This window comes from Chloracidobacterium sp. (assembly GCA_015075585.1).
Lineage (GTDB): Bacteria > Acidobacteriota > Blastocatellia > Pyrinomonadales > Pyrinomonadaceae > OLB17.
The window spans coordinates 1,128,937-1,148,177 of the sequence record JABTUB010000001.1 but is presented as its reverse complement, the minus strand read 5'-3'; the positions used below and the strand labels follow the sequence as shown (position 1 = coordinate 1,148,177).

Genomic DNA, 19,241 nt, shown 5'->3' with positions numbered 1-19,241 from the left:
TCCATTAATTCGCAATGATGTTATTCGAGCGGGGCAGTGATATCCGTCCCCGAAATCTCGCGCTCCCAGATGCCCGACTCGGCTGACGACCGATCGAGGTAGCCGCTTTCGATCGCGTGTTGGAACACCTCATCGATCATATCGACACTGTGTATCGTAAGGTCGTCACGGACCTCCTCGGGAATGTCAGCCAGGTCTTTCTCGTTCTCTTTTGAGAGGATGATCGTCTTCAGTCCGAAACGGTGGGCTGCGAGCAATTTCTCTTTAACGCCGCCGATCGGGAGCACTTTGCCGCGCAGCGTTATCTCACCGGTCATTGCCACGTCGTGACGTGCGCGTTTGCCTGTTAACGCCGACACCATTGCGGTCGCCATCGTGATGCCGGCACTTGGGCCGTCCTTTGGGATCGCACCTTCCGGTACATGAATGTGCATATCCTTTTCTGAAAACGCCGTTTGGTCAATGCCAAGTTCCGCGGCCCGCGTGCGAACACAAGTGAGGGCCGCCTTTGCCGATTCCTGCATGACTTCGCCGAGTTTACCCGTCAGTATCAATCCGCCCTTACCGGCTACGAGCGTGGCTTCGACCTGAAGGACATCGCCGCCGACCTCGGTCCATGCAAGGCCATTAACAAGCCCGATCTCGCTCTTGCGTGCGATATCCTGTTTGCGATAGCGTATCGTACCGAGAAGCTCACGCACCTTTTCGGCATCGATCACAACGCGGAACTCATCCTTGTCTTCTACCTTGACGAATTTTCGCGCGATCTTACGCAGGCAGGAGCCGATCTCGCGTTCGAGGTTGCGCACGCCGGCCTCGCGCGTATAGTGGCGGATCGCTTCGAGTATTCCGTCATCGGTGAAAACGATGTTCTCGCACTTCATACCGGAATTTTCGCATTGCTTCGGTATCAAATGCTGTTTAGCGATCTCGACCTTTTCACGCTCCGTGTAGCCCGACAAATTCAGTATCTCAAGCCTGTCCTGCAATGCGGCCGGGATCGTATGCAGTACATTCGCCGTCGCGATAAAAAATACATGCGACAGGTCGTAATCTACGTCGAGATAATGATCTCGGAAAGTATGGTTCTGCTCGGGATCGAGAACTTCGAGCAGTGCACTGCTCGGATCGCCGCGGTAATCACTGCCGAGCTTATCGACCTCATCAAGCAGTATGACCGGATTAATGGTGCCAGCACGCTTTATCAACTGAATGATCTGGCCCGGCATCGAGCCGATATACGTTCGCCTGTGTCCGCGGATCTCGGCCTCGTCATGCACACCGCCGAGCGCGAGCCGCACGAATTTGCGCCCCGTTGCCCTCGCTATCGACTTGCCGAGCGATGTCTTACCAACACCCGGAGCTCCGGCGAAGCACAGAATAGTGCCTTTCGGGTTCTTTACAAGCTGGCGGACCGCCAGGAACTCAAGTATGCGTTCTTTGATCTTATCAAGGCCGTAATGGTCTTCGTTGAGAATACGCTCAGCCTCATCAAGGTCTTGAAACTCCTCAGAACTCTCCTTCCATGGCACGCTTACCAGCCAATCAAGGTAATTCCGGCTGACGGTACTCTCGGCGGACATCGCAGGCATCGTCTCGAGCCTCGAAAATTCCTGCATCGCCTTCTCTTGAGCCTCTTCGGTCATGCCGGCTTCCATGATCTTTGCCTTTAGCTCATCAAGCTCCGCGCGCTCGTCATTACGGCCGAGTTCCTTGTGGATCGCCTTGATCTGCTCGTTCAGATAATACTCGCGCTGATGCTTGTCCATAGCCTTTTTTGTGCGGGACTGAACATTGCGGTCAAGTTGGCGTTTCTCGAGCTCGGCCTCCAAAAAATCAACCAGCATTTGCAGACGCTCCTGCACCGATATCGTCTCAAGCAGGAATTGCTTCTCCTCGATACTTACGCGAAGCTGCGATGAAAGAGAGTCGGCGATCTGGCCGGATGAGATACCGCGCATTGCCGAGTTGAGTGCATCTGAATAGGCATCCGGCGAAATGCGAAGAAGCTGTTCGATCTGATTATGAATCCTTTGAAGCAAGCCGTCCGTGCGAAAGCCCGACTCATCGGTCGATGGCATTCGCCGCACGTGGGCGTGAAACATCCCGTCGCTGTCCTGTTCTACCCTTACCGAACGTCCGCGATCGCGTCCCTCGACAACGACCCTTATCTGGCCGTTATCTTGGCGCTGGGCCTGAGAGATGCGGCCAATCGTGCCGACAGCAAAGACCTGATCCGCCGTCGGTTCATCCACGGTCGCATCGTGCTGGGTGGCGAGAAAGATCGTCCGATCGCCCGCCATCGCACTCTCCAATGCCCGCACCGAACTCGCACGGCCGATCTTGAAAGCGACCTTGGTATATGGAAAGATCACAACGTCGCGGATCGGAACCATCGGAAGACGTTCGATATCCAAAGGCATCTGGTCTGAAAATTCTTGCATAATTCTTCCTTGATCCTGTGCAGGCGCTACGCTCGGATAGGGCTTGATATAAGTAATTTTAGGCAAAAGCCGCTATGAAAAGCAACATCTTTTGACCTCTGCGGCCATCATGCCGGTTTTGACCAATGAAACTCCTATTGACCGTTAAATTTTAGAAATTGGCGAGTTTTGCTGAGTCAAAAGATAAAGGCCTGCCGATACGCTGTTCGACAGGCCTGTCCTGAAATTTGAGGGCCGTCACGCCGCTTCTTCGGTTCGCGTTAAAACCTCAAAAACGGGCACTTTACGCTCGATCATCTCTTTTGTAACCACGATCTCGCTGACCTTCTTTTCGCTTGGCAGATGATACATCGGGTCGAGCAGTATCTCTTCCATTATCATCATTAGCCCGCGCGCCCCGACCTTTCGTTCGAAGGCTTGCTGAGCGATGGCACGGATCGCCCCTTCGGTGAACTTTAATGCAATGTTGTCGAATTCGAACTTTCGCTGATACTGTTTTATCAACGCATTCTTCGGCTCGGTCAATATCTTGACGAGAGCATCAATATCAAGTTCCCTAAGCGTGCCGATAACCGGAAGCCGTCCCACAAATTCCGGGATCAGGCCATAATGGATCAGGTCTTCGGGTTCTAGTTTGTTGATCGAATCGCTGTGCCGCTGCTTGTTCGTCTTGACATCAGCCTGAAAGCCCAGCGACTTGTTGCGAAAACGTCGCTCGACCACCTTTTCAAGGCCGATGAACGCGCCGCCGCAAATAAAAAGAATATTCGTCGTATCAAGCTGCTGAAACTCCTGTTGCGGATGTTTGCGGCCGCCGCCTGTCGGAACGTTCGCCGTTGTCCCTTCGAGTATCTTGAGCAGAGCCTGCTGAACACCCTCGCCGGAGACGTCCCGCGTGATCGACGGATTGTCATCCTTTCGGCAGATCTTATCGATCTCGTCGATATAGATGATGCCGTGCTGTGCCTTTTCGATATCGCCGCCCGCCGCCTGCAGGAGACGGTTGAGAATGTTCTCAACATCCTCGCCGACATAGCCTGCCTCGGTGAGGCTCGTCGCATCAACTATACAGAACGGAACGCTCAGCACACGCGCAAGTGTCTGCGCGAGCAGCGTCTTCCCTGTTCCCGTGGGGCCGATCAAAAGGATATTGGACTTCTGGATCTCGACATCGCCGCGGCGTTTTGCAAGATCGAGCCGCTTGTAGTGCTGATAGACCGCAACGGACAGACGCTTTTTCGATTCGTCCTGACCGATGACGTATTCATCAAGAAAACCCTTTATTTCATGCGGCTTCGGGATCGAGGTCCGTGCTGCCGCAGTTCCTTCGCGTTCATCGTCATTGATTATCTCATTACAGATATCAATGCATTCATTGCAAATGTAAACGCCCGGCCCGGCGATCAATTTCTTAACGTCATTCTGCGATTTTCCGCAGAATGAGCAGGTCAGTAATTCTTCGGGCCGCCGGAACTGACTCATTTCTTCTCCCGATGTTCGATCACCTCATCGATGAGGCCGTATTCCTTTGCCTGCCACGGATCGAGAATTCGATCACGCTCCACATCCGCTTCAACCTTTTCGAAAGATTGGCCGGTATGCTGAGCGATTATCTTTGACGTCATCTCACGCATTCTGAGTATCTCTTCGGCCATGATCCGAACATCGGTAGCCTGGCCCTGTGCGCCGCCCGAAGGCTGATGGATCAGGATGCGTGAGTGCGGCAGCGCAAAGCGTTTGCCCGGAGCTCCCGCAGTGAGCAACAATGCTCCCATAGACGCACATTGCCCGACACAAATGGTCGTTACATCATTTTTGATGAACTGCATCGTGTCATAGATGGCCATTCCCGCAGTGATCGAACCGCCGGGACTGTTTATGTAGAGATTGATATCGCGTTCGGGGTCTTCGGCCTCGAGGAACAAGAGTTGGGCGACGAGCAAGTTAGCGATCTGATCGTCGATCGGCGTACCGATAAAAATAATGCTGTCTTTTAAGAGCCGCGAGTAAATGTCAAAGGCGCGCTCGCCTCTCGACGTTTGCTCGACAACCATTGGAACTAAGGCCATAAGTTTTTCTCGCTGTCAGTTAAGCCACTTCAGGAACTACTTGAACAAACAATGTATAAGTGCTTGCGAATATGGCGATTGCCATTACAGCCCTGATTTTACAACTTATTTCAAAAAAATCAACCATCTTTCTTCGCCGCCTTTTTCGCGGGAGCTTTCTTAGCTTTTTTCGGCTCTTCCGCCTCGGCCGTTTCCGCCGGAGGCTGTTCCGCAGCCGGTTCGACCCATTCACCGTCGGTAACATTCGCCTTCGCTACCAATGCCTCGACAGAACGGCGTGTTCTGAGGTTGTTACGCACCGAGTCGATCCCGCCGCCATGCGTCTCAAAAGATTTACGGATCTCCTCGGGCGTCGTGCGGTAATACGCGGCCATCGTGGAGATCTCTTCCTCAACATCAGCGTCTGAAACACTGACGTTCTCGCGCTCGGCAACCTTATCCAGCAAAATAGCAGCGCGTACATCACGCTCGGCCTGTGTACGCATATTGCCGTACGCCATCTGAACGAATTCCTGATTGACCTTGCTGATATCAACCCCGCGTTGCTGAAGATCATTCACAAAGTTGTTCAACAGATTGCGCGTTTGATTCTCGATAAGCGACGACGGCACGTCGAACTCATTCTCTTCGAGAAGTTTTGCGACCAGTTCATTTCGAACCTGACTGTCGGCATCCGCCTCAGAGACCTTTTCGAGATCGGCTCGAAGCTTGGTTCTTAGATCGGCGAGTGATTCAAACCCTTCATCGAGGCTCTTGACCCATTCATCATTGAGTTCGGGCTGCTCTTTGACGCCGACCGATTTGATCTTTGCTTTGTAATGGATAGTTTTGCCCGCAAGCCCGGACGCCGCAGAATCATCTGCATAGGCAACCGTAAATTCCTTTTCCTCGTCTTGGCTGACGCCGATAAGATTTTCCGAGAAAGCCTTCTCGATAACGTCGTCACCAAGCGTAACCTCAACATCATCAGCGGTGATTGGTTCTGCATCGGGATCATCCTCAAATGTTCCTACGAGATCCGCCATGACCGTATCACCTATCTGAGACGCTCGGCCCTCGACCGGTACAAGTGCCGCTTCCCTCTGCAGACGTTCAGCAATGAGGCCTTCGATCTCCGCATCCTCGACAGGCCGCACACGCCGCGTTACCTCAAACCCTTCATACACAGGCTCCGGCAGTTCGGGCATTACTTCTACGTGTATGTGAAGTTTAACAGGCTCGGTGCCGTTCACGTTTACATTCTCGGGTTCTTCAAGGTGCAGGTGCGGCTCCGTTAGCGGCTGAAGGTCGTGATGCTCGATGGCTGCCGTAACCTGTCCCGGAATAATGTCTTGCAGAACATCGTTCTTAATATCGTCTTTGAACCGAATCCGTACGACATCGACCGGGGCATAGCCTTTCCGAAATCCAGGGATGCTCGCCTTATCAGCATATTTCCGGCTTATCTTGGCATACGACGCCTTTACAACGTCAGCGTCGATCTCAAGATGGATCTCTTTTTGTGATGGTGAAATTTCCTTTAATTCGCTCTTCATTTACAGGAAAAAGGATATCCAAGCGGCGGCTAAAAGTCGAACGCGGCAATCCGCTACACACCCGAAGCCTCTGCGACGAGCCGTCCTTCGACAAAAACCTTGTATTGGTGCGGACGCAGGCCGGCAAGAAACAGCGGTCTTTTTTTCTCGATCACGACATTTTTGCCGTCGATCGTGAACTGCCATTTTCGAGTAAGCCTTAATGAAAAATGAGTAAGCGGATTGAATGGACTGCCGAGCACCAGAGTGCCGCCCGGCGTTCTCACCTCAGCACGACCGGTCACCTGATCGCGTGTGAACTGAGCAGGTATCTCACCAACTGAAAAGTCAATAATCACAATCGCAATTAGAATAATGTTGTGGTGCCGAGGACAGGAATCGAACCTGCACGCCTCGCGGCGCTAGATCCTAAGTCTAGTGCGTCTGCCAATTTCGCCACCTCGGCACGAGCAGCCTAGATTATACGCACACGTTGGGAAAATCCGAAAACTGCCGTGTTAGCTAAACGTAAGAGGCAGTCGCGCATTAGCACTATTTGTGCAGATATTTCTTGTCGTATTCGTCCCATGTCATATTAATATCGCCGGTTTCAAGCCCTGACCGAGGGTCCGAACCTAAAGCCTTGGATTCTACTTTAAGAAACAGCTTATAGCCCGCATAACCGATCGCTCCGATGAGCGCGAGCCAAAAGCCATACCATAGCAGCGTCCCGACCCAGCCGAGAGCCCATAATAGCAATAGTACGACAAATACGAGTCCGATTAGGGCAAGAATTGCTTTGAGAATGTTCATTGTCCGATCACCTCCGGTATTGCTTAACTATACGCCGGAATGGCCGCTCGTGTTCGTAAAAACTGTCGGAGCTGTCGTATAATTCACCTTCAAAGAGCGTAACGTGAGCACTAAAATTACAACCGGAACTCTTAAAGCCGAGCTGAATGCAAAGCTCACGGGCAGCAATGAAACCATCGTTACCGATGTTACGCACGATTCGCGGCAGGCGCGCGAAGGTACCGTGTTCGTTGCGATTAAAGGTTCGACAAGCGACGGCCATCGCTTCGTGGACGACGTTATGCGTCGGGGTGCGGCCGGGATCATATCGGAGTTTGCCGCTCCCGACGGCTTTACTGGATCGTGGCTCCGTGTCGAGAACGCACGGAGGGCATTAGCAAAAGCGTCGGATATCGTTCACGGACATCCGTCGCAGCGGCTTGACCTTGTCGGCATTACAGGCACGAACGGCAAGACAACAACTACATATCTTTGCTATGCCCTGGCTGCGGCGGCCGGAAGGCAGGCAGCGATGCTCACGACCGTTGAATACCGCATTGGTGAACGCAGCGAAGAGGCCGTGCGGACAACTCCGGAAGCATCGGACACAAATCGCTTCCTAGCAGAAGCCGTCGCCGATGGCTGCAGCGTTGCCGTGATGGAGGCCTCGTCACAGGCGATAGACCTCGAACGGTGCGATTGGCTCGCCTTCAAGGCGGCGGTTTTCACGAACCTGACCCGCGACCATCTCGACTATCACGAGACGATGGAGAATTACTTTGACGCTAAGCGAAAACTTTTCGACGGACGTCTCGGGTATAAACCTCAGTTCTCGATCATCAATATCGACGACGATTGGGGACGAAAGCTTGCGGATGACCTGCGCACGGACAGAATGAACGTCCTGACAACCGCGATCGACAGAGCGGCCGACCTAACGGCATCAGACATCGAAGTATCGCTGGTAAAGGGTACCGCGTTTACGCTAAGTACTGCCGGCGGTTCGCACCGCATCACGTCACCGCTTGTCGGTAAACCGCACGTTTACAATATGCTTTCTGCGGCGGGCGTTGCGTTGTCCTTGGGGATGGACATTGAGTCCATAAAGGCGGGCCTTTCGACCTGCATCGGAGCTCCCGGACGCTTTGAACTTGTGCCGCACGACGGAAATTTCGCTGTAGTCGTCGATTACGCTCACACGGATGACGCGTTGCTGAATACGCTCCGTACCGCTCGTGAACTTACAAGCGGTAAGATCATCACCGTATTCGGATGCGGAGGCGACAGAGACCGCTCGAAGCGTATTCCGATGGGCCGCGTAGCGGGCGAATACAGCGATCTTGCCGTAATCACCTCAGACAATCCGCGGAATGAAGACCCGCTTAAGATAATCGCTGAAATAGAGAGCGGCGTTAAGGAAAAGGCCGCCGATCATATCGTGATCCCCGACAGGCGTGAAGCGATACAGCGGGCGATAAATATTGCTGAGAATGGAGATGTGGTGATAATCGCCGGCAAAGGACATGAGGCATACCAGATCGTCGGATCAGACAAATTTCATTTCGACGACCGCGAGGTCGCTGCGGAACAACTGGCGATCCGCAGCGACGAGAGCTAACTCAGCATGGTACTTCGCACAAACCCGACCAGCAGTTCTCTTTGCGGTTCGGAGAGCTTACCGAAACTAACGCCAAAACCGATGTCCTGCACGTGATTCGCAATGCGGCCGGCGTACTCGGCCTTCATCCCGTCGGACAGCGGGACAAAGATCTTCACGTCGTCTCCGTCATTGACATTTCCGGAGCTAAGAACAAAGCAGCCGTCAAAGCTAACATCATTGAGCGTACCCGGTTGACGGCCGCTGTCCCCGGATTCCCATTCGACAGCGATCTCTACCGCAAAACGCTTTGTACTGCGGCGTTCGTCGCCGCCGCGTCTGTCCCTTGTTTCCATCTAACCCTCGTTATCGGCCTTTTCCGGCCGTCCATTCTTCCCGGAAATGAAGTAATAAACCGGCAGGCCGAGCAAGATCAAAAATGTACCCGCAAATGATGATGTCTTCATCACTCCTTTCATCAAACCGACAATGCCCGGTTCGGCGGCAAGCGCCGTCTTGATCATAACCAGATCGTTCGAAAATGTAATGTAGAGCAGCCAACCTGCCACCACAAGAAAGATCGCGGGAACCACAGGATAACCCCAAGCTTTGTACGGCCTCTCGAGCTCGGGATACTTGCGCCGAAATACAAAGACCGAAGAGGTGACCAATGCGTAAAATATCCACGAGCCGAATATCACATAGTCGGTCAGAGTATCGAACGAGCCGGAGACAGCAAGCATCATTGCCCAAACCATCTGCAAAAGCAGGGCCTTGACCGGAACACCCGTAATGCTGAGCTTACCGAGCACATGGAACATCAAGCCGTCCTGTGCCATCGCATAAGGAACGCGCGCACCCGAGAGTATTGATGTGTGCAGGGTTCCCAGCGACGAAAGCATAAGTCCCGTTGTAAAGATCGCTACAGCCAAGCCTGTCGCAAATGCCTGAACATTGCCGCCAAAGAATTCGGCAACTACAACCTTTGCCACAGCAGAACTCTTTGAAACGGAAGCAACGGCGGTCGGGTCGAGAACGTAATAGTACGAGATGTTGGCGATCACATACAGGATGATGATTAGGATCGTGCTGCCGATGATCGCCAGCGGAATATTGCGATTCGGATCCTTTACTTCGCCGGCAACAAATGTCAGGTTATTCCAACCGTCATAGCCCCACAATGCCCCGATCATTGCCGCCCCGAAGCCCCCGACGAACGAATAGCTCGCACTGCCGAACCGCACGCCGTCAGCGACGCCCTCGCAAGCGCCGTTCTGACTCAAAAGCGAGAAGTGCGAGAAATCACCCGTTGCCCAGACGAAGGCCCCGATCGAGACGAACAAGATCAGTCCGATCTTAACACCCGTGAGTGCCGTTGCGATCTGGCCGCTGAGGCTTACGGAGGCACAGTTCAGCGTCGTAAAGATCAGGATCACCATAATTGCAACAAGAGTCAGCGTGGTGATCTCAAAAGGGATGCCGCCGATCGAGAACGTCAGCAGCGTTTCTTCGAGTTTCTTATCGAGAAAGTCGTTCAGCCCGATAGCGAACGCCATTCCCGCAGCGGCCTGCGAGCCGGGCTTTGCAATGAACATCTGCATCCAGCCGAACAAAAAGCTGGAAGCGCGCCCGTATGCGTCGCGCAGAAAAACATACTCGCCGCCCGCCTCGGGCTTCATTGCAGTAAGCTCGGCATAGGTCAATGCTCCCGCGAGCGAGAGCAATCCGGCCGCGATCCACGCAAGCAGAACCCAAGCAGGGGCACCGACATTGCACGTCATAACGCGCGCCTTCAGAAACACGCCGGTGCCGATGACGTTGCCGATAATGATCGAGACGGCGGCGACCAGCCCAAGCGCCCTGACGAGCTGTTGCGGCTTTCCTAACTCTGTACTCATAAATTTTCGGGCTCAGGAGTTTGGCTTGAAACATATTACGCTAAAGCCGGCTGAGATTGAAAGTTCGACGCGTGATATATTAACGCCGTGATCGGAGCGCAAATTTCCGCGAACGACGTTTCTGACGCGGTGCTTGGCAGTGCCGATATTGGCTCTTGCATTCTCGACAGCTGCGGCGTCGGGCCAAAAGGCTCGAATTTGCTGGTCGCGGGCGTACACCCTGTCGATATCGTTGAAACGAACGTCGCAGCGGCGGCGGAAGCAGAAAAGATCCTTGACCGATACCTCACCGGCAACAATGCGGCTATTTTTACGCTTTCGTATGATCTCGGGCGAAAGATGATGGGGCTGAATTCCCGCATTCCGTGTCAAGAGCCTGACCTTTTCATTGCGCTCTTTGACGGATTGGGCATTCACGACTATGAGAGCGGCAGAGGGTTCAGCATCGGCCGACAAAACGTTGACCTTGGAGCCATAAGATCATCGACGGAAGCAGCAGCAGCCCGAGAGGTCGCTTCGAATATGGCACGCGGGCAGTATCTCAACGCCATCGCTGAGATCAAAGAAGAGATTCGTTCCGGCAACACCTACCAAACGAATCTTACGCATTGCATAACGGCAGAATTGGATCACGGTGCCATGCCCGAATCGATCTTTCGAAATTTGCGGCTAAAACATCCTGCGCCGTTTGCGGCTTACATAAAAAGGCACGATTCTACAGTGATCTCAGCATCGCCTGAACTGTTTTTTCACGTAGAAGGCTCGAAAATTACTGCTTCGCCGATAAAAGGAACGCGACCGAGAGGCGCGACCGACGCAGAAGATACGGCGCTTCGCAATGAACTTGAGCGGAGCGCAAAGGATCGCGCGGAGAACGTCATGATCGTCGATCTTATCCGTAACGACCTCGGCCGCGTGTGTGAGTTTGGAAGCGTCAAAGTTGACGACCTCTGCACGATCGCAGAGCATCCGTCGCTGTTCCACCTTGTCTCGACCGTAAAGGGACGCCTTCGCAGCGGAACGCGCCCATCGGACATATTCAATGCCCTCTTTCCCTGCGGTTCTATCACCGGTGCCCCCAAAAAAAGCACGATGGAGATCATCGACAGACTCGAACCGGCACATCGCGGCCTCTCGATGGGTACCATCGGTATGTATTTACCGCAAGGTTGGCTCGGTGAGAAGGCTGTCATCGAGACGAGTGTGGCGATCCGCACCATGGTCGTTCGCGGGCTGACAGCAACATTCAATGTCGGCGGCGGCATCGTAATAGACAGCGATCCGGCCTCGGAATATAAAGAAACTCTGACCAAAGCCATATCTTTGCTCACCGCGATCGGTGCGGAGCATCTACCGTTAACGGATGCTTCGGCCGACTGACCTCCGGAACCCTGCCGCATTCCGCACCCAAAGCAAGGCACTTTTTGTGTTATTATTCCTGTTAGGCTTCGCGATCCGTGCGCGGGGTCCGCCCTCACCCGGTTCAGATGGTGAATTACTACGAAATTCTAAAAGTATCACCCGAAGCGACCAGTGCTGAAATAAAATCAGCCTATCGGCGCCTGGCGCGCAAACTTCACCCTGATACTGTCAGCGGAAGCGAAGAGACCGCTGTGAAGTTCGCAGAGATCGCCGAAGCCTACGAAATTCTCGGCAATGCAAAGGAGCGCACCAGATACGACCGGCAATTGGCAGAGGCTCAATTTCACGCCAGCAACGGCAGCTCACCGTTCATGTCCGACAATCGTCATGTCAAACGCTGGCGTCAGATGGTGTTCGAAAAAAGATACAACGACATCATCGACAGGATGTTGGCCGAGGAACGATTGGAGGCTCTCGCATTTCAACGGGCGGTCTTCCCTTTTGTTGCCCTTTTAATATCGTGTCTCGTTTCGACCGCGGTAAAGCCGAAGATATTCATCAGCCAAGGCAATATCGGAAAGATCATCATAGTCTCATTTTTCGTTGTCGGCTTGATACATCTTGCTGGCCGCATCCAAGACAGTTTTACCCGTTATACCGAAAGCGAGGATGCCATCCACGACTCTATCCTGGACGGCACCGAAAGGGCAGCAAAGCCAATGCCGCGGGTTCTTGCAGCGGTGATAGTCATCGGCAGCGTGGTGCTTGCGCTTGCGACAGGCTACGCCATCGGCAGTTGGACCAATGTTTTCGCCCGCATCCTGCCGTCAATGTTCTCTGAGAATTTTGAACCGGAATTCTTTCTTTACCCACCGATCATCACATTCTTTGTCGATGTTATGCACTCACTCGCCTATCGTTTTGAACGCAGCCCGGGCATCTAGCTTGAGTTGACATATCGGCATGGCCGCTATAAACTTTGTAGTTTGTTTATTGGAACTTAGATAGAAATGGCTAATCATAAATCAGCATTAAAACGCGTTCGCCAGACCGCAAAACGCAACGAACTGAACCGCAGCAATCGCAGCAAGCTGCGAACGTCCATCAAGAAGGTCCGATCGGCTGTTGCGGCAAACGACAAGAAGGCAGGCGAGGAGCTTCTGCTCACGACCGTGAGCATGATCGACAAAGCCGTGAATAAGGGCTTGATCCATAAGAACACCGCTGCCCGCCACAAATCACGCCTCACGAAGCACGTCAACGCCATCGGCTAACGCACGCCTTTCTCGGCTGTACGCATCGAATGTATTTGCATGGCCGCCCTTTCGGGCGGCTTTCTTTGTCTCTCCGTCTTGAAAATGGCCGCCAAGCTTAACGTACGGCTGTGCTAGAATCTCGAACCATGGGCTTCTCGATCGAAATGCCGCTGGCTGAGCTGCATCGCCACGGCGTGGCGCGCTTATCAGCCACGATGGCGGCAAAGCTCGCGAATGCGGTAGCCGCGAACTCGCCCGATCATACTGCCGAGAACGTAACCGTGCGCGACCTGCTCGACAACTTTCCCGCACGGTACGAAGATCGCTCGAATCTCATCTCGATCGATTCGCTCTCAGACGGCACCGAAGCCGCTGTTGAGATCGTCATCCGCAATTCTGGAGGAACACGCGTCGGCCGGAACCGAGATCCCCGCAGGCCGCCGCTATTTATCTTTGAGATCACCGGCGGCGATGCGGGCCGCCGTTCGAGGCCGGTAACGATAAAGTGGTTCGTGTCGGGCAAGAACGGAAAAAAGATCGTCGAATATTATGCGGAAAAGTTCAAACGCGGCACACGTTTCATGGCATACGGCCTTTGGCAGTTCGATGAACGGCGGGGCGTATATTTCCTGAAGCTTGCAAAGCCCGAAGAGCTTGAGATACTTCCGACCGACGAAACAGGCCTCTTTACGGATCAGGCCGCAACGAGCGAGGATGGCGAGCTTGCTGAGGATACGGCATCGCCCGAATTTGCTACGATACACACGGCGCGCACCGTTCCCGTTTACCGCAAGCTCGGCCCTTTCCTGACAAAGCGGCTCCGCGAGATCATTTACGACGTCCTTCAGAAGCTTGATGCGGCGTCGGTAAAAGAAGAACTTCCCGCTGATCTCATCGAACGTCACAGCCTTATCACCAGGCGGCAGGCACTCAAAGAGATCCATTTTCCGCCGGATAATGTGCCCGTGTCTGACTACGATATGTGCCGGAGCCCGGCACAGCGGCGGCTCATATTCGACGAATTCTTTTGGCTTTCATTTTCGATGCAGCTTTTACGCGGCGAACGCCGAGCAGAACCAAAAGCTTCTGTAATCGAAGTGAACGATTCCATTCGGACGCGGCTCAAGGAACTTATTCCCTTTCGGCTGACGAACGCGCAAAAAAAGGTGATCGGAGAGATATTTGCCGATCTGCGTTCGGATGCGCCGATGAATCGCCTTGTACAGGGAGATGTCGGCAGCGGCAAGACGATCGTCGCGTTCCTTGCGATGTATGCCGAGATGGAGAACGGCTATCAGACGGCGCTGATGGCACCGACCGAGATACTTGCCGAGCAGCATTTCCGCAACGCATCGCGGCTCTTTGCCGAAAGCGGACATCGTATTGCACTCCTTACCGGCAGCACGAAAGCAGCTGAAAAGCGAAAACTGCACGCTGCTCTCGCCGATGGTACGGTCGATATGGTGATCGGGACGCACGCGTTGATACAGGACACGGTCGCATTTGAGCGGCTTGGGCTTGTAGTGATCGACGAACAGCACCGCTTTGGTGTACTTCAGCGTGCACGGCTCCGCAGCAGCGGGCGTGTGCCCGATATGCTTGTAATGACCGCAACGCCGATACCGCGTTCACTTGCGATGACCGTGTACGGCGACCTTGATGTGTCGATCATCGACGAACTTCCGCCGGGACGCACCGCGATAAGAACGGTGGTCGTCGGCGAGGATAAACGCGAGGGAGTTTATCGCGGTATAAAGCGCGAGGTCGAGCTTGGCCGCCAAGCGTACGTCGTTTATCCGCTGATCGAGGAATCCGAAAGATCCGACCTCAAAGCTGCCAAAGCGATGTACGAACATCTGAAAGATGATGTATTTCCGCAGTTTACCGTCGGTCTGCTTCACGGAAAGATGAAAGGCTCCGAAAAGGATGCGATCATGGCCGAATTCATCGCCGGACGGATAAACATCCTTGTCTCCACGACCGTGATCGAGGTCGGAGTTGATGTGCCTAATGCTTCCCTTATGGTCGTCGAGCATGCGGAACGCTTCGGCCTCTCGCAGCTTCATCAACTGCGTGGCCGCGTCGGACGAGGCTCAGAACAAAGCTATTGCGTATTGCTTGCCGATTTCAAACGCACCGCCGTGGCAAAAGAGCGGCTTGGCATTATGGAACAAACGAATGACGGCTTCAAGATCGCCGAAAGAGACCTGGAGATACGCGGGCAGGGCGAACTTCTCGGCACACGCCAGTCCGGTATGCAGTCCTTCAGGCTCGCAAACATTATCCGCGATCTCGATATTTTGACGGCAGCACGAGCAGAGGCCGAATGCTATTTGATCGAGAAACGATCGTCACCCGAAACCTCAGAAATGGTAAAGATCGCCCGTTCGAACAAGAACGCACGCTTCGGCATCATTGCATGACCTATATCGAGACCGCCGCGTCAAATTAGCGCACTGCTCGTAATATCGTTACAATTTAGTCCGACGCAGGCCTTCCACCACTATCTATGCGGATAATTTCGGGCATCTACGGCGGGCGGGTGTTAAAAAGCCCGCCGGACAACAAGACTAGGCCGACGTCTGACAGGCTTCGCGAAACGCTCTTTAACGTACTTGCCCCGCGCATCGGCGAGGAGACCCGCTTCTTGGATCTGTGTGCCGGAACAGGTGCGGTCGGCATCGAAGCCCTGTCACGCGGCGCGGGCTTCGTTACCTTCGTTGACCGCTCAAAACGGGCCTGCGCTCTGATCGAAGAAAATTTGGACAAGCTTAACATTCCCGATGAAATGACAGAGATCCTCGGCCTCGACGCCGAGACATTTGCCGCCCGCGAGCATAAGGCTCATTGGGATATTGCGTTCTACGACCCGCCGTACGATGCGGACCTTTCATACGTCCTTCACGAGTTCGGTGCGAACGATACGCTTCTGCTTCGCGGCGGATTGCTCGTGGCTGAACACCATACGAAGCGGCTGCTGCCCGATGCGACGGGACATATTCGCCGGTGGCGCATCATCAAGCAAGGCGAATCAAGCCTAAGCTTTTACGAAAATGCGTAGGCCGGCTTTGCTCATTATTGCAGTGTGGGTCATTTTGACGCTCATCTGGAGCTCAACGTGGATCTTTATAAAGGTCGGCCTGCAAGACCTGCCGCCGATGGCTTTCGCGAGTTCGCGATTCCTGCTTTCGATCCTTATTCTGTTCTCCGTAGTGGTATTGAGGAGGGTGCCGCTGCCGCGTTCGGCGGCTGAATGGCGGCTGATCGCATTGACCGGCGTCCTGCAATTCTCGGTCAACTACGCGATGGTATTTTGGAGCGAACAGTACATTACATCGGGCCTCGCCGCCGTTCTGCAGGCGATGATCACCGTATTCGGCCTGGTGCTGGCATGGGTACACCTGCCGAATGAGCGCATTACCCGACAAAAGGTCGTGGCAGTTGCCGTAGGTTTGATCGGCGTGGCTGTGATCTTCGTCGATCAGCTTCGTATTGAGAATTGGATGGCCTTCGCCGGTTCGGCCGGGATCGTCATCGGTGCCTATGCCGCCGCGCAGGCGTCCATACTCGTAAAGGCAAAGGCCGGCGGCATACATCCCGGTGCGCTCGTCCTTTGCCAAATGGCATGCGGATTGCCGCCGCTTATCATTTACAGCATTGTTCGCGAAGGCGATCCTCGCTCATTTCATTGGACGTGGGCCGCCGCTGCTTGTGTGCTTTACTTGGCGATCATCGGAACGGTCGTCGCATTTTGGCTATACTACTGGCTGCTCGAGAGGGTCGAATCGACAAAGGCGATGATGATCTCATTGGTTACGCCGCTTCTGGCGGTGGTGATCGGTGCGGTAACGATGGGCGAAACGCTTCCGCCGCAGACGCTCCTCGGAAGCCTGCTTATCATCGCGAGCATCGGGTTGATAGTCTTCAGGAAACGACGAAAGCAGCCCGCCGCCGCGTAATGCGGCCTCAGCCGCCGTTCCGTGTTAATCTGCTAATTCTATGTTCTTCAAATTCACCACAGCAGGCGAATCACACGGCCCTGCCTTAACCGCGATAGTCGAGGGCATGCCCTCCGGCGTGGCAATAGATCGCGAAGCCATCGATAGCGAACTCCGCCGGCGTCAACTCGGATACGGACGCGGCGGCCGTATGAAGATCGAGACCGACCGTGTCGAGATTTTGTCGGGCGTTAGGCACGGCAAAACGCTCGGTTCGCCGATCAGTTTGATGATACGCAACGATGATTTTGTTCATTGGGAACAGGTTATGTCCGCTGAGCCTCTCGATGTCGAGCCGAATAACCCGCGTGAGGTGAAGCGCCCGCGGCCGGGACACGCCGATCTTGCCGGCGGCCAAAAATATGCGGCACGCGACCTCCGCGACATTCTGGAGCGCGCTTCGGCCCGCGAGACCGCGGCACGCGTCGCCTGCGGAGCAGTTGCAAAGCAATTGTTAGCTTCGTTCGGTGTGGAAGTGTATAGTCATGTCATACGGCTCGGCAGCATCGATGCGACGCAGGTCGAACGTGCATGGGAAGAGATCATCGCAATACCTTTGGATTCGCCGCTTCGCTGTGCCGATCCCGACGCAGAGCGAAAGATGATCGAATTGATCGACAAAGCAAAGGATGAGGGCGACACACTCGGCGGCATCTTCGAGGTCGTCGCACGTAAACTGCCCGTCGGCCTCGGTTCACACACATCGTGGGACGAAAAGCTGGATGGGCGTATCGCGCGGGCCATAATGTCGATACACGCCGTGAAGGCCGTTGAGATCGGGACAGGCGTGGCGAACGCCGGCAAGCCCGGCTCTGAGGTGCACGACGAGATATTTTTCGGAGAGAGCAACGGCTTCACCCGTAGAACGAATAACGCCGGCGGACTCGAAGGCGGAATAACGAATGGCGAAGAGCTTCGCGTTCGCGGCTATATGAAGCCGATCTCAACACTCAAAAAGCGTCTTCGTTCCGTAGATATCGACTCGAAAGCGGCAGCAGACTCGGCATTTGAACGCTCCGACATCACGGCTGTTACCGCCGCAGGCGTCATCGGTGAAGCGATGCTCGCGATAGTGCTGGCGAATGAGATACGCAAGAAATTCGGCGGTGATTCGATCGGCGAAGCACTTTCGAATTTTGCAAGATACACCGAGCATATAGCGGAGTATTGAACTTTTCCGCCTGCCGACACACCTTTTTCGGCGAATATGACATTCTTTTCATTGCCGAATTGAAGCGGCTGGGTCACCTTCCGGCTTTTGCCAACATTGTCATTTACATTAATGACCAGCAAAATAAGGAAGCGGAAGCGTGGATAAATGCTAATGAAACAAAGGTTCGCGGCTATATGGATCGGGCGAAAGCATATAGGCCGCCGGCCGATTGATCTGCGCCGGGCCTTGCTCATCGCGGCGCTATGCCTTTCGGCTTGCAGTAAAGGCGAGCCAACCGCAAATTCCGCTCCGACCGAGCCTAACACAAACGCCGAAGCGCAAACCGCTCTTCACCTTTCGATGAAAAGGGTTGAGCGGTTTTTCACGCCTATGGGCACGCCTTCTCCGTTCGATTGGCTCGCATCGCATAAGGAGCCGGGACAGACGTTTGACGAATACATCGCGGAACGCCCGACCAAACCCTCAAAAGAACGCAGTAAGATATACATCCTTCCGCTCGGTAAATTCACGCCGAGACAATTGAAGGCCATAGATGTAACCGCCGGCTATCTTTCCGCGTTTTACGGCCTTCCGGTCGAACACCTGCCGGCAAAGCGGCTGAGCGTTCCGGCCGCCGAGATGCGCGAAAGTACGGATAAAAATTCCCGACAGGCCAAAACCGGCTACATTCTCAACGATATTCTAAGGCCTGCCCTGCCTACCGACGCAGCGGCGTTGATCGCATTTACTGATATCGATCTGTATCCGGATGAGTCGATGAGCTATGTATTCGGACAGGCGAGTTTTGAGAACCGTGTCGGCGTTTGGTCGCTGTACAGGCTTGGCAGCGGTGCCGATGCCGGAACCTTTTTGAGACGTACGCTAAAGATCGCGGCACACGAAACGGGCCATATGTTCTCTATGAAGCACTGCACGAAATACGAGTGTGTGATGAGCGGTACGAACAGCCTTGCTGAGACCGACAGACGCCCGATCGATGCTTGCCCGGAGTGCATGGCAAAGATCTGTTGGCTGAGTGAGACCTCACCGGCAAAACGCTATGAACGCCTTGCTGAATTCTGCCGCAAGAACGGGCTGATCAAAGATGCGGATGATTTTGCAAAGAAAGCGGCGGCCGCAGGTTAACTTCGGATGGCC

The 19,241-nt window shown here is 54.1% G+C and carries 17 protein-coding genes and 1 tRNA gene; 9 read left to right on the top strand and 9 right to left on the bottom strand.

The genetic code is table 11. The features are described from left to right. Nucleotides 1-20 precede the first annotated feature (20 nt). From lon to HS105_05220, 7 genes are all read right to left on the bottom strand, one after another. A complete protein-coding gene (gene lon / locus HS105_05250) occupies nucleotides 21-2,444 on the bottom strand; it encodes an endopeptidase La (protein ID MBE7516000.1) in 2,424 nt (807 codons plus the stop codon). Between the two features lie 237 nt (nucleotides 2,445-2,681). Next, a complete protein-coding gene (clpX, locus tag HS105_05245; GenBank protein ID MBE7515999.1) occupies nucleotides 2,682-3,926 on the bottom strand; it encodes an ATP-dependent Clp protease ATP-binding subunit ClpX in 1,245 nt (414 codons plus the stop codon). Further along, nucleotides 3,923-4,513 (bottom strand): ATP-dependent Clp endopeptidase proteolytic subunit ClpP, encoded by a 591-nt coding sequence (gene clpP, locus HS105_05240; GenBank protein MBE7515998.1) that lies wholly within the window; start codon nucleotides 4,511-4,513, stop codon nucleotides 3,923-3,925. The genes clpX and clpP overlap by 4 nt, the downstream gene beginning before the upstream one ends. A gap of 119 nt (nucleotides 4,514-4,632) precedes the next feature. After that, complete coding sequence (gene tig, locus HS105_05235) at nucleotides 4,633-6,048, bottom strand: trigger factor (GenBank protein ID MBE7515997.1); 1,416 nt, start codon at nucleotides 6,046-6,048, stop codon at nucleotides 4,633-4,635. A 53-nt stretch (nucleotides 6,049-6,101) separates the two neighbouring features. Beyond that, nucleotides 6,102-6,386, bottom strand: coding sequence for a hypothetical protein (locus HS105_05230; GenBank protein MBE7515996.1), 285 nt, complete (start codon nucleotides 6,384-6,386; stop codon nucleotides 6,102-6,104). A gap of 22 nt (nucleotides 6,387-6,408) precedes the next feature. Further along, nucleotides 6,409-6,493: transfer RNA gene (locus HS105_05225), tRNA-Leu, on the bottom strand. Nucleotides 6,494-6,579: 86 nt separating this feature from the next. Continuing rightward, nucleotides 6,580-6,840 carry a hypothetical protein gene (locus tag HS105_05220; protein ID MBE7515995.1) on the bottom strand — a complete coding sequence of 87 codons (261 nt, stop codon included), beginning with the start codon at nucleotides 6,838-6,840 and terminating at the stop codon, nucleotides 6,580-6,582. A 103-nt stretch (nucleotides 6,841-6,943) separates the two neighbouring features. Here HS105_05220 and HS105_05215 point away from each other — a divergent pair, with 103 nt between their 5' ends. Beyond that, nucleotides 6,944-8,437 carry a UDP-N-acetylmuramoyl-L-alanyl-D-glutamate--2,6-diaminopimelate ligase gene (locus tag HS105_05215; protein ID MBE7515994.1) on the top strand — a complete coding sequence of 498 codons (1,494 nt, stop codon included), beginning with the start codon at nucleotides 6,944-6,946 and terminating at the stop codon, nucleotides 8,435-8,437. On the opposite strand, the gene HS105_05210 is transcribed toward HS105_05215, so the two are convergent. Beyond that, complete coding sequence (locus HS105_05210) at nucleotides 8,434-8,772, bottom strand: PilZ domain-containing protein (GenBank protein ID MBE7515993.1); 339 nt, start codon at nucleotides 8,770-8,772, stop codon at nucleotides 8,434-8,436. The genes HS105_05215 and HS105_05210 overlap by 4 nt on opposite strands. Continuing rightward, a complete protein-coding gene (locus HS105_05205; protein MBE7515992.1) occupies nucleotides 8,773-10,314 on the bottom strand; it encodes an amino acid permease in 1,542 nt (513 codons plus the stop codon). 87 nt (nucleotides 10,315-10,401) lie between these two features. On the opposite strand from HS105_05205, the gene pabB reads away from it, so the two are divergent. The 8 genes from pabB (at nucleotide 10,402) to HS105_05165 (ending at nucleotide 19,229) form a co-directional block, all read left to right on the top strand. Continuing rightward, complete coding sequence (gene pabB, locus HS105_05200; GenBank protein MBE7515991.1) at nucleotides 10,402-11,694, top strand: aminodeoxychorismate synthase component I; 1,293 nt, start codon at nucleotides 10,402-10,404, stop codon at nucleotides 11,692-11,694. Between the two features lie 107 nt (nucleotides 11,695-11,801). Beyond that, a complete protein-coding gene (locus tag HS105_05195) occupies nucleotides 11,802-12,620 on the top strand; it encodes a DnaJ domain-containing protein (GenBank protein ID MBE7515990.1) in 819 nt (272 codons plus the stop codon). 66 nt (nucleotides 12,621-12,686) lie between these two features. Then, the gene (rpsT, locus tag HS105_05190) at nucleotides 12,687-12,950 is read left to right on the top strand and encodes a 30S ribosomal protein S20 (GenBank protein ID MBE7515989.1); all 264 of its coding nucleotides are present in this window, start codon (nucleotides 12,687-12,689) and stop codon (nucleotides 12,948-12,950) included. 110 nt (nucleotides 12,951-13,060) lie between these two features. Then, on the top strand, nucleotides 13,061-15,355 hold the full coding sequence (recG, locus tag HS105_05185) for an ATP-dependent DNA helicase RecG (protein ID MBE7515988.1): 2,295 nt from the start codon (nucleotides 13,061-13,063) through the stop codon (nucleotides 15,353-15,355). Between the two features lie 86 nt (nucleotides 15,356-15,441). Continuing rightward, complete coding sequence (gene rsmD / locus HS105_05180) at nucleotides 15,442-15,993, top strand: 16S rRNA (guanine(966)-N(2))-methyltransferase RsmD (protein ID MBE7515987.1); 552 nt, start codon at nucleotides 15,442-15,444, stop codon at nucleotides 15,991-15,993. Beyond that, complete coding sequence (locus tag HS105_05175; protein MBE7515986.1) at nucleotides 15,986-16,891, top strand: EamA family transporter; 906 nt, start codon at nucleotides 15,986-15,988, stop codon at nucleotides 16,889-16,891. Before rsmD ends, HS105_05175 begins: the two co-directional genes overlap by 8 nt. A gap of 40 nt (nucleotides 16,892-16,931) precedes the next feature. Next, complete coding sequence (aroC, locus tag HS105_05170; protein ID MBE7515985.1) at nucleotides 16,932-18,101, top strand: chorismate synthase; 1,170 nt, start codon at nucleotides 16,932-16,934, stop codon at nucleotides 18,099-18,101. Nucleotides 18,102-18,473: 372 nt separating this feature from the next. Next, complete coding sequence (locus HS105_05165; protein MBE7515984.1) at nucleotides 18,474-19,229, top strand: hypothetical protein; 756 nt, start codon at nucleotides 18,474-18,476, stop codon at nucleotides 19,227-19,229. Nucleotides 19,230-19,241: the final 12 nt, after the last annotated feature.

Coding starts and splice junctions, on each gene's coding strand:
- lon (MBE7516000.1), bottom strand. CDS start 2,444: ATGCAAGAATTTTCAGACCAGATGCCTTTGGATATCGAACGTCTTCCG.
- clpX (MBE7515999.1), bottom strand. CDS start 3,926: ATGAGTCAGTTCCGGCGGCCCGAAGAATTACTGACCTGCTCATTCTGC.
- clpP (MBE7515998.1), bottom strand. CDS start 4,513: ATGGCCTTAGTTCCAATGGTTGTCGAGCAAACGTCGAGAGGCGAGCGC.
- tig (MBE7515997.1), bottom strand. CDS start 6,048: ATGAAGAGCGAATTAAAGGAAATTTCACCATCACAAAAAGAGATCCAT.
- HS105_05220 (MBE7515995.1), bottom strand. CDS start 6,840: ATGAACATTCTCAAAGCAATTCTTGCCCTAATCGGACTCGTATTTGTC.
- HS105_05210 (MBE7515993.1), bottom strand. CDS start 8,772: ATGGAAACAAGGGACAGACGCGGCGGCGACGAACGCCGCAGTACAAAG.
- HS105_05205 (MBE7515992.1), bottom strand. CDS start 10,314: ATGAGTACAGAGTTAGGAAAGCCGCAACAGCTCGTCAGGGCGCTTGGG.
- HS105_05195 (MBE7515990.1), top strand. CDS start 11,802: ATGGTGAATTACTACGAAATTCTAAAAGTATCACCCGAAGCGACCAGT.
- rpsT (MBE7515989.1), top strand. CDS start 12,687: ATGGCTAATCATAAATCAGCATTAAAACGCGTTCGCCAGACCGCAAAA.
- rsmD (MBE7515987.1), top strand. CDS start 15,442: ATGCGGATAATTTCGGGCATCTACGGCGGGCGGGTGTTAAAAAGCCCG.
- HS105_05175 (MBE7515986.1), top strand. CDS start 15,986: ATGCGTAGGCCGGCTTTGCTCATTATTGCAGTGTGGGTCATTTTGACG.
- aroC (MBE7515985.1), top strand. CDS start 16,932: ATGTTCTTCAAATTCACCACAGCAGGCGAATCACACGGCCCTGCCTTA.
- HS105_05165 (MBE7515984.1), top strand. CDS start 18,474: ATGGGCACGCCTTCTCCGTTCGATTGGCTCGCATCGCATAAGGAGCCG.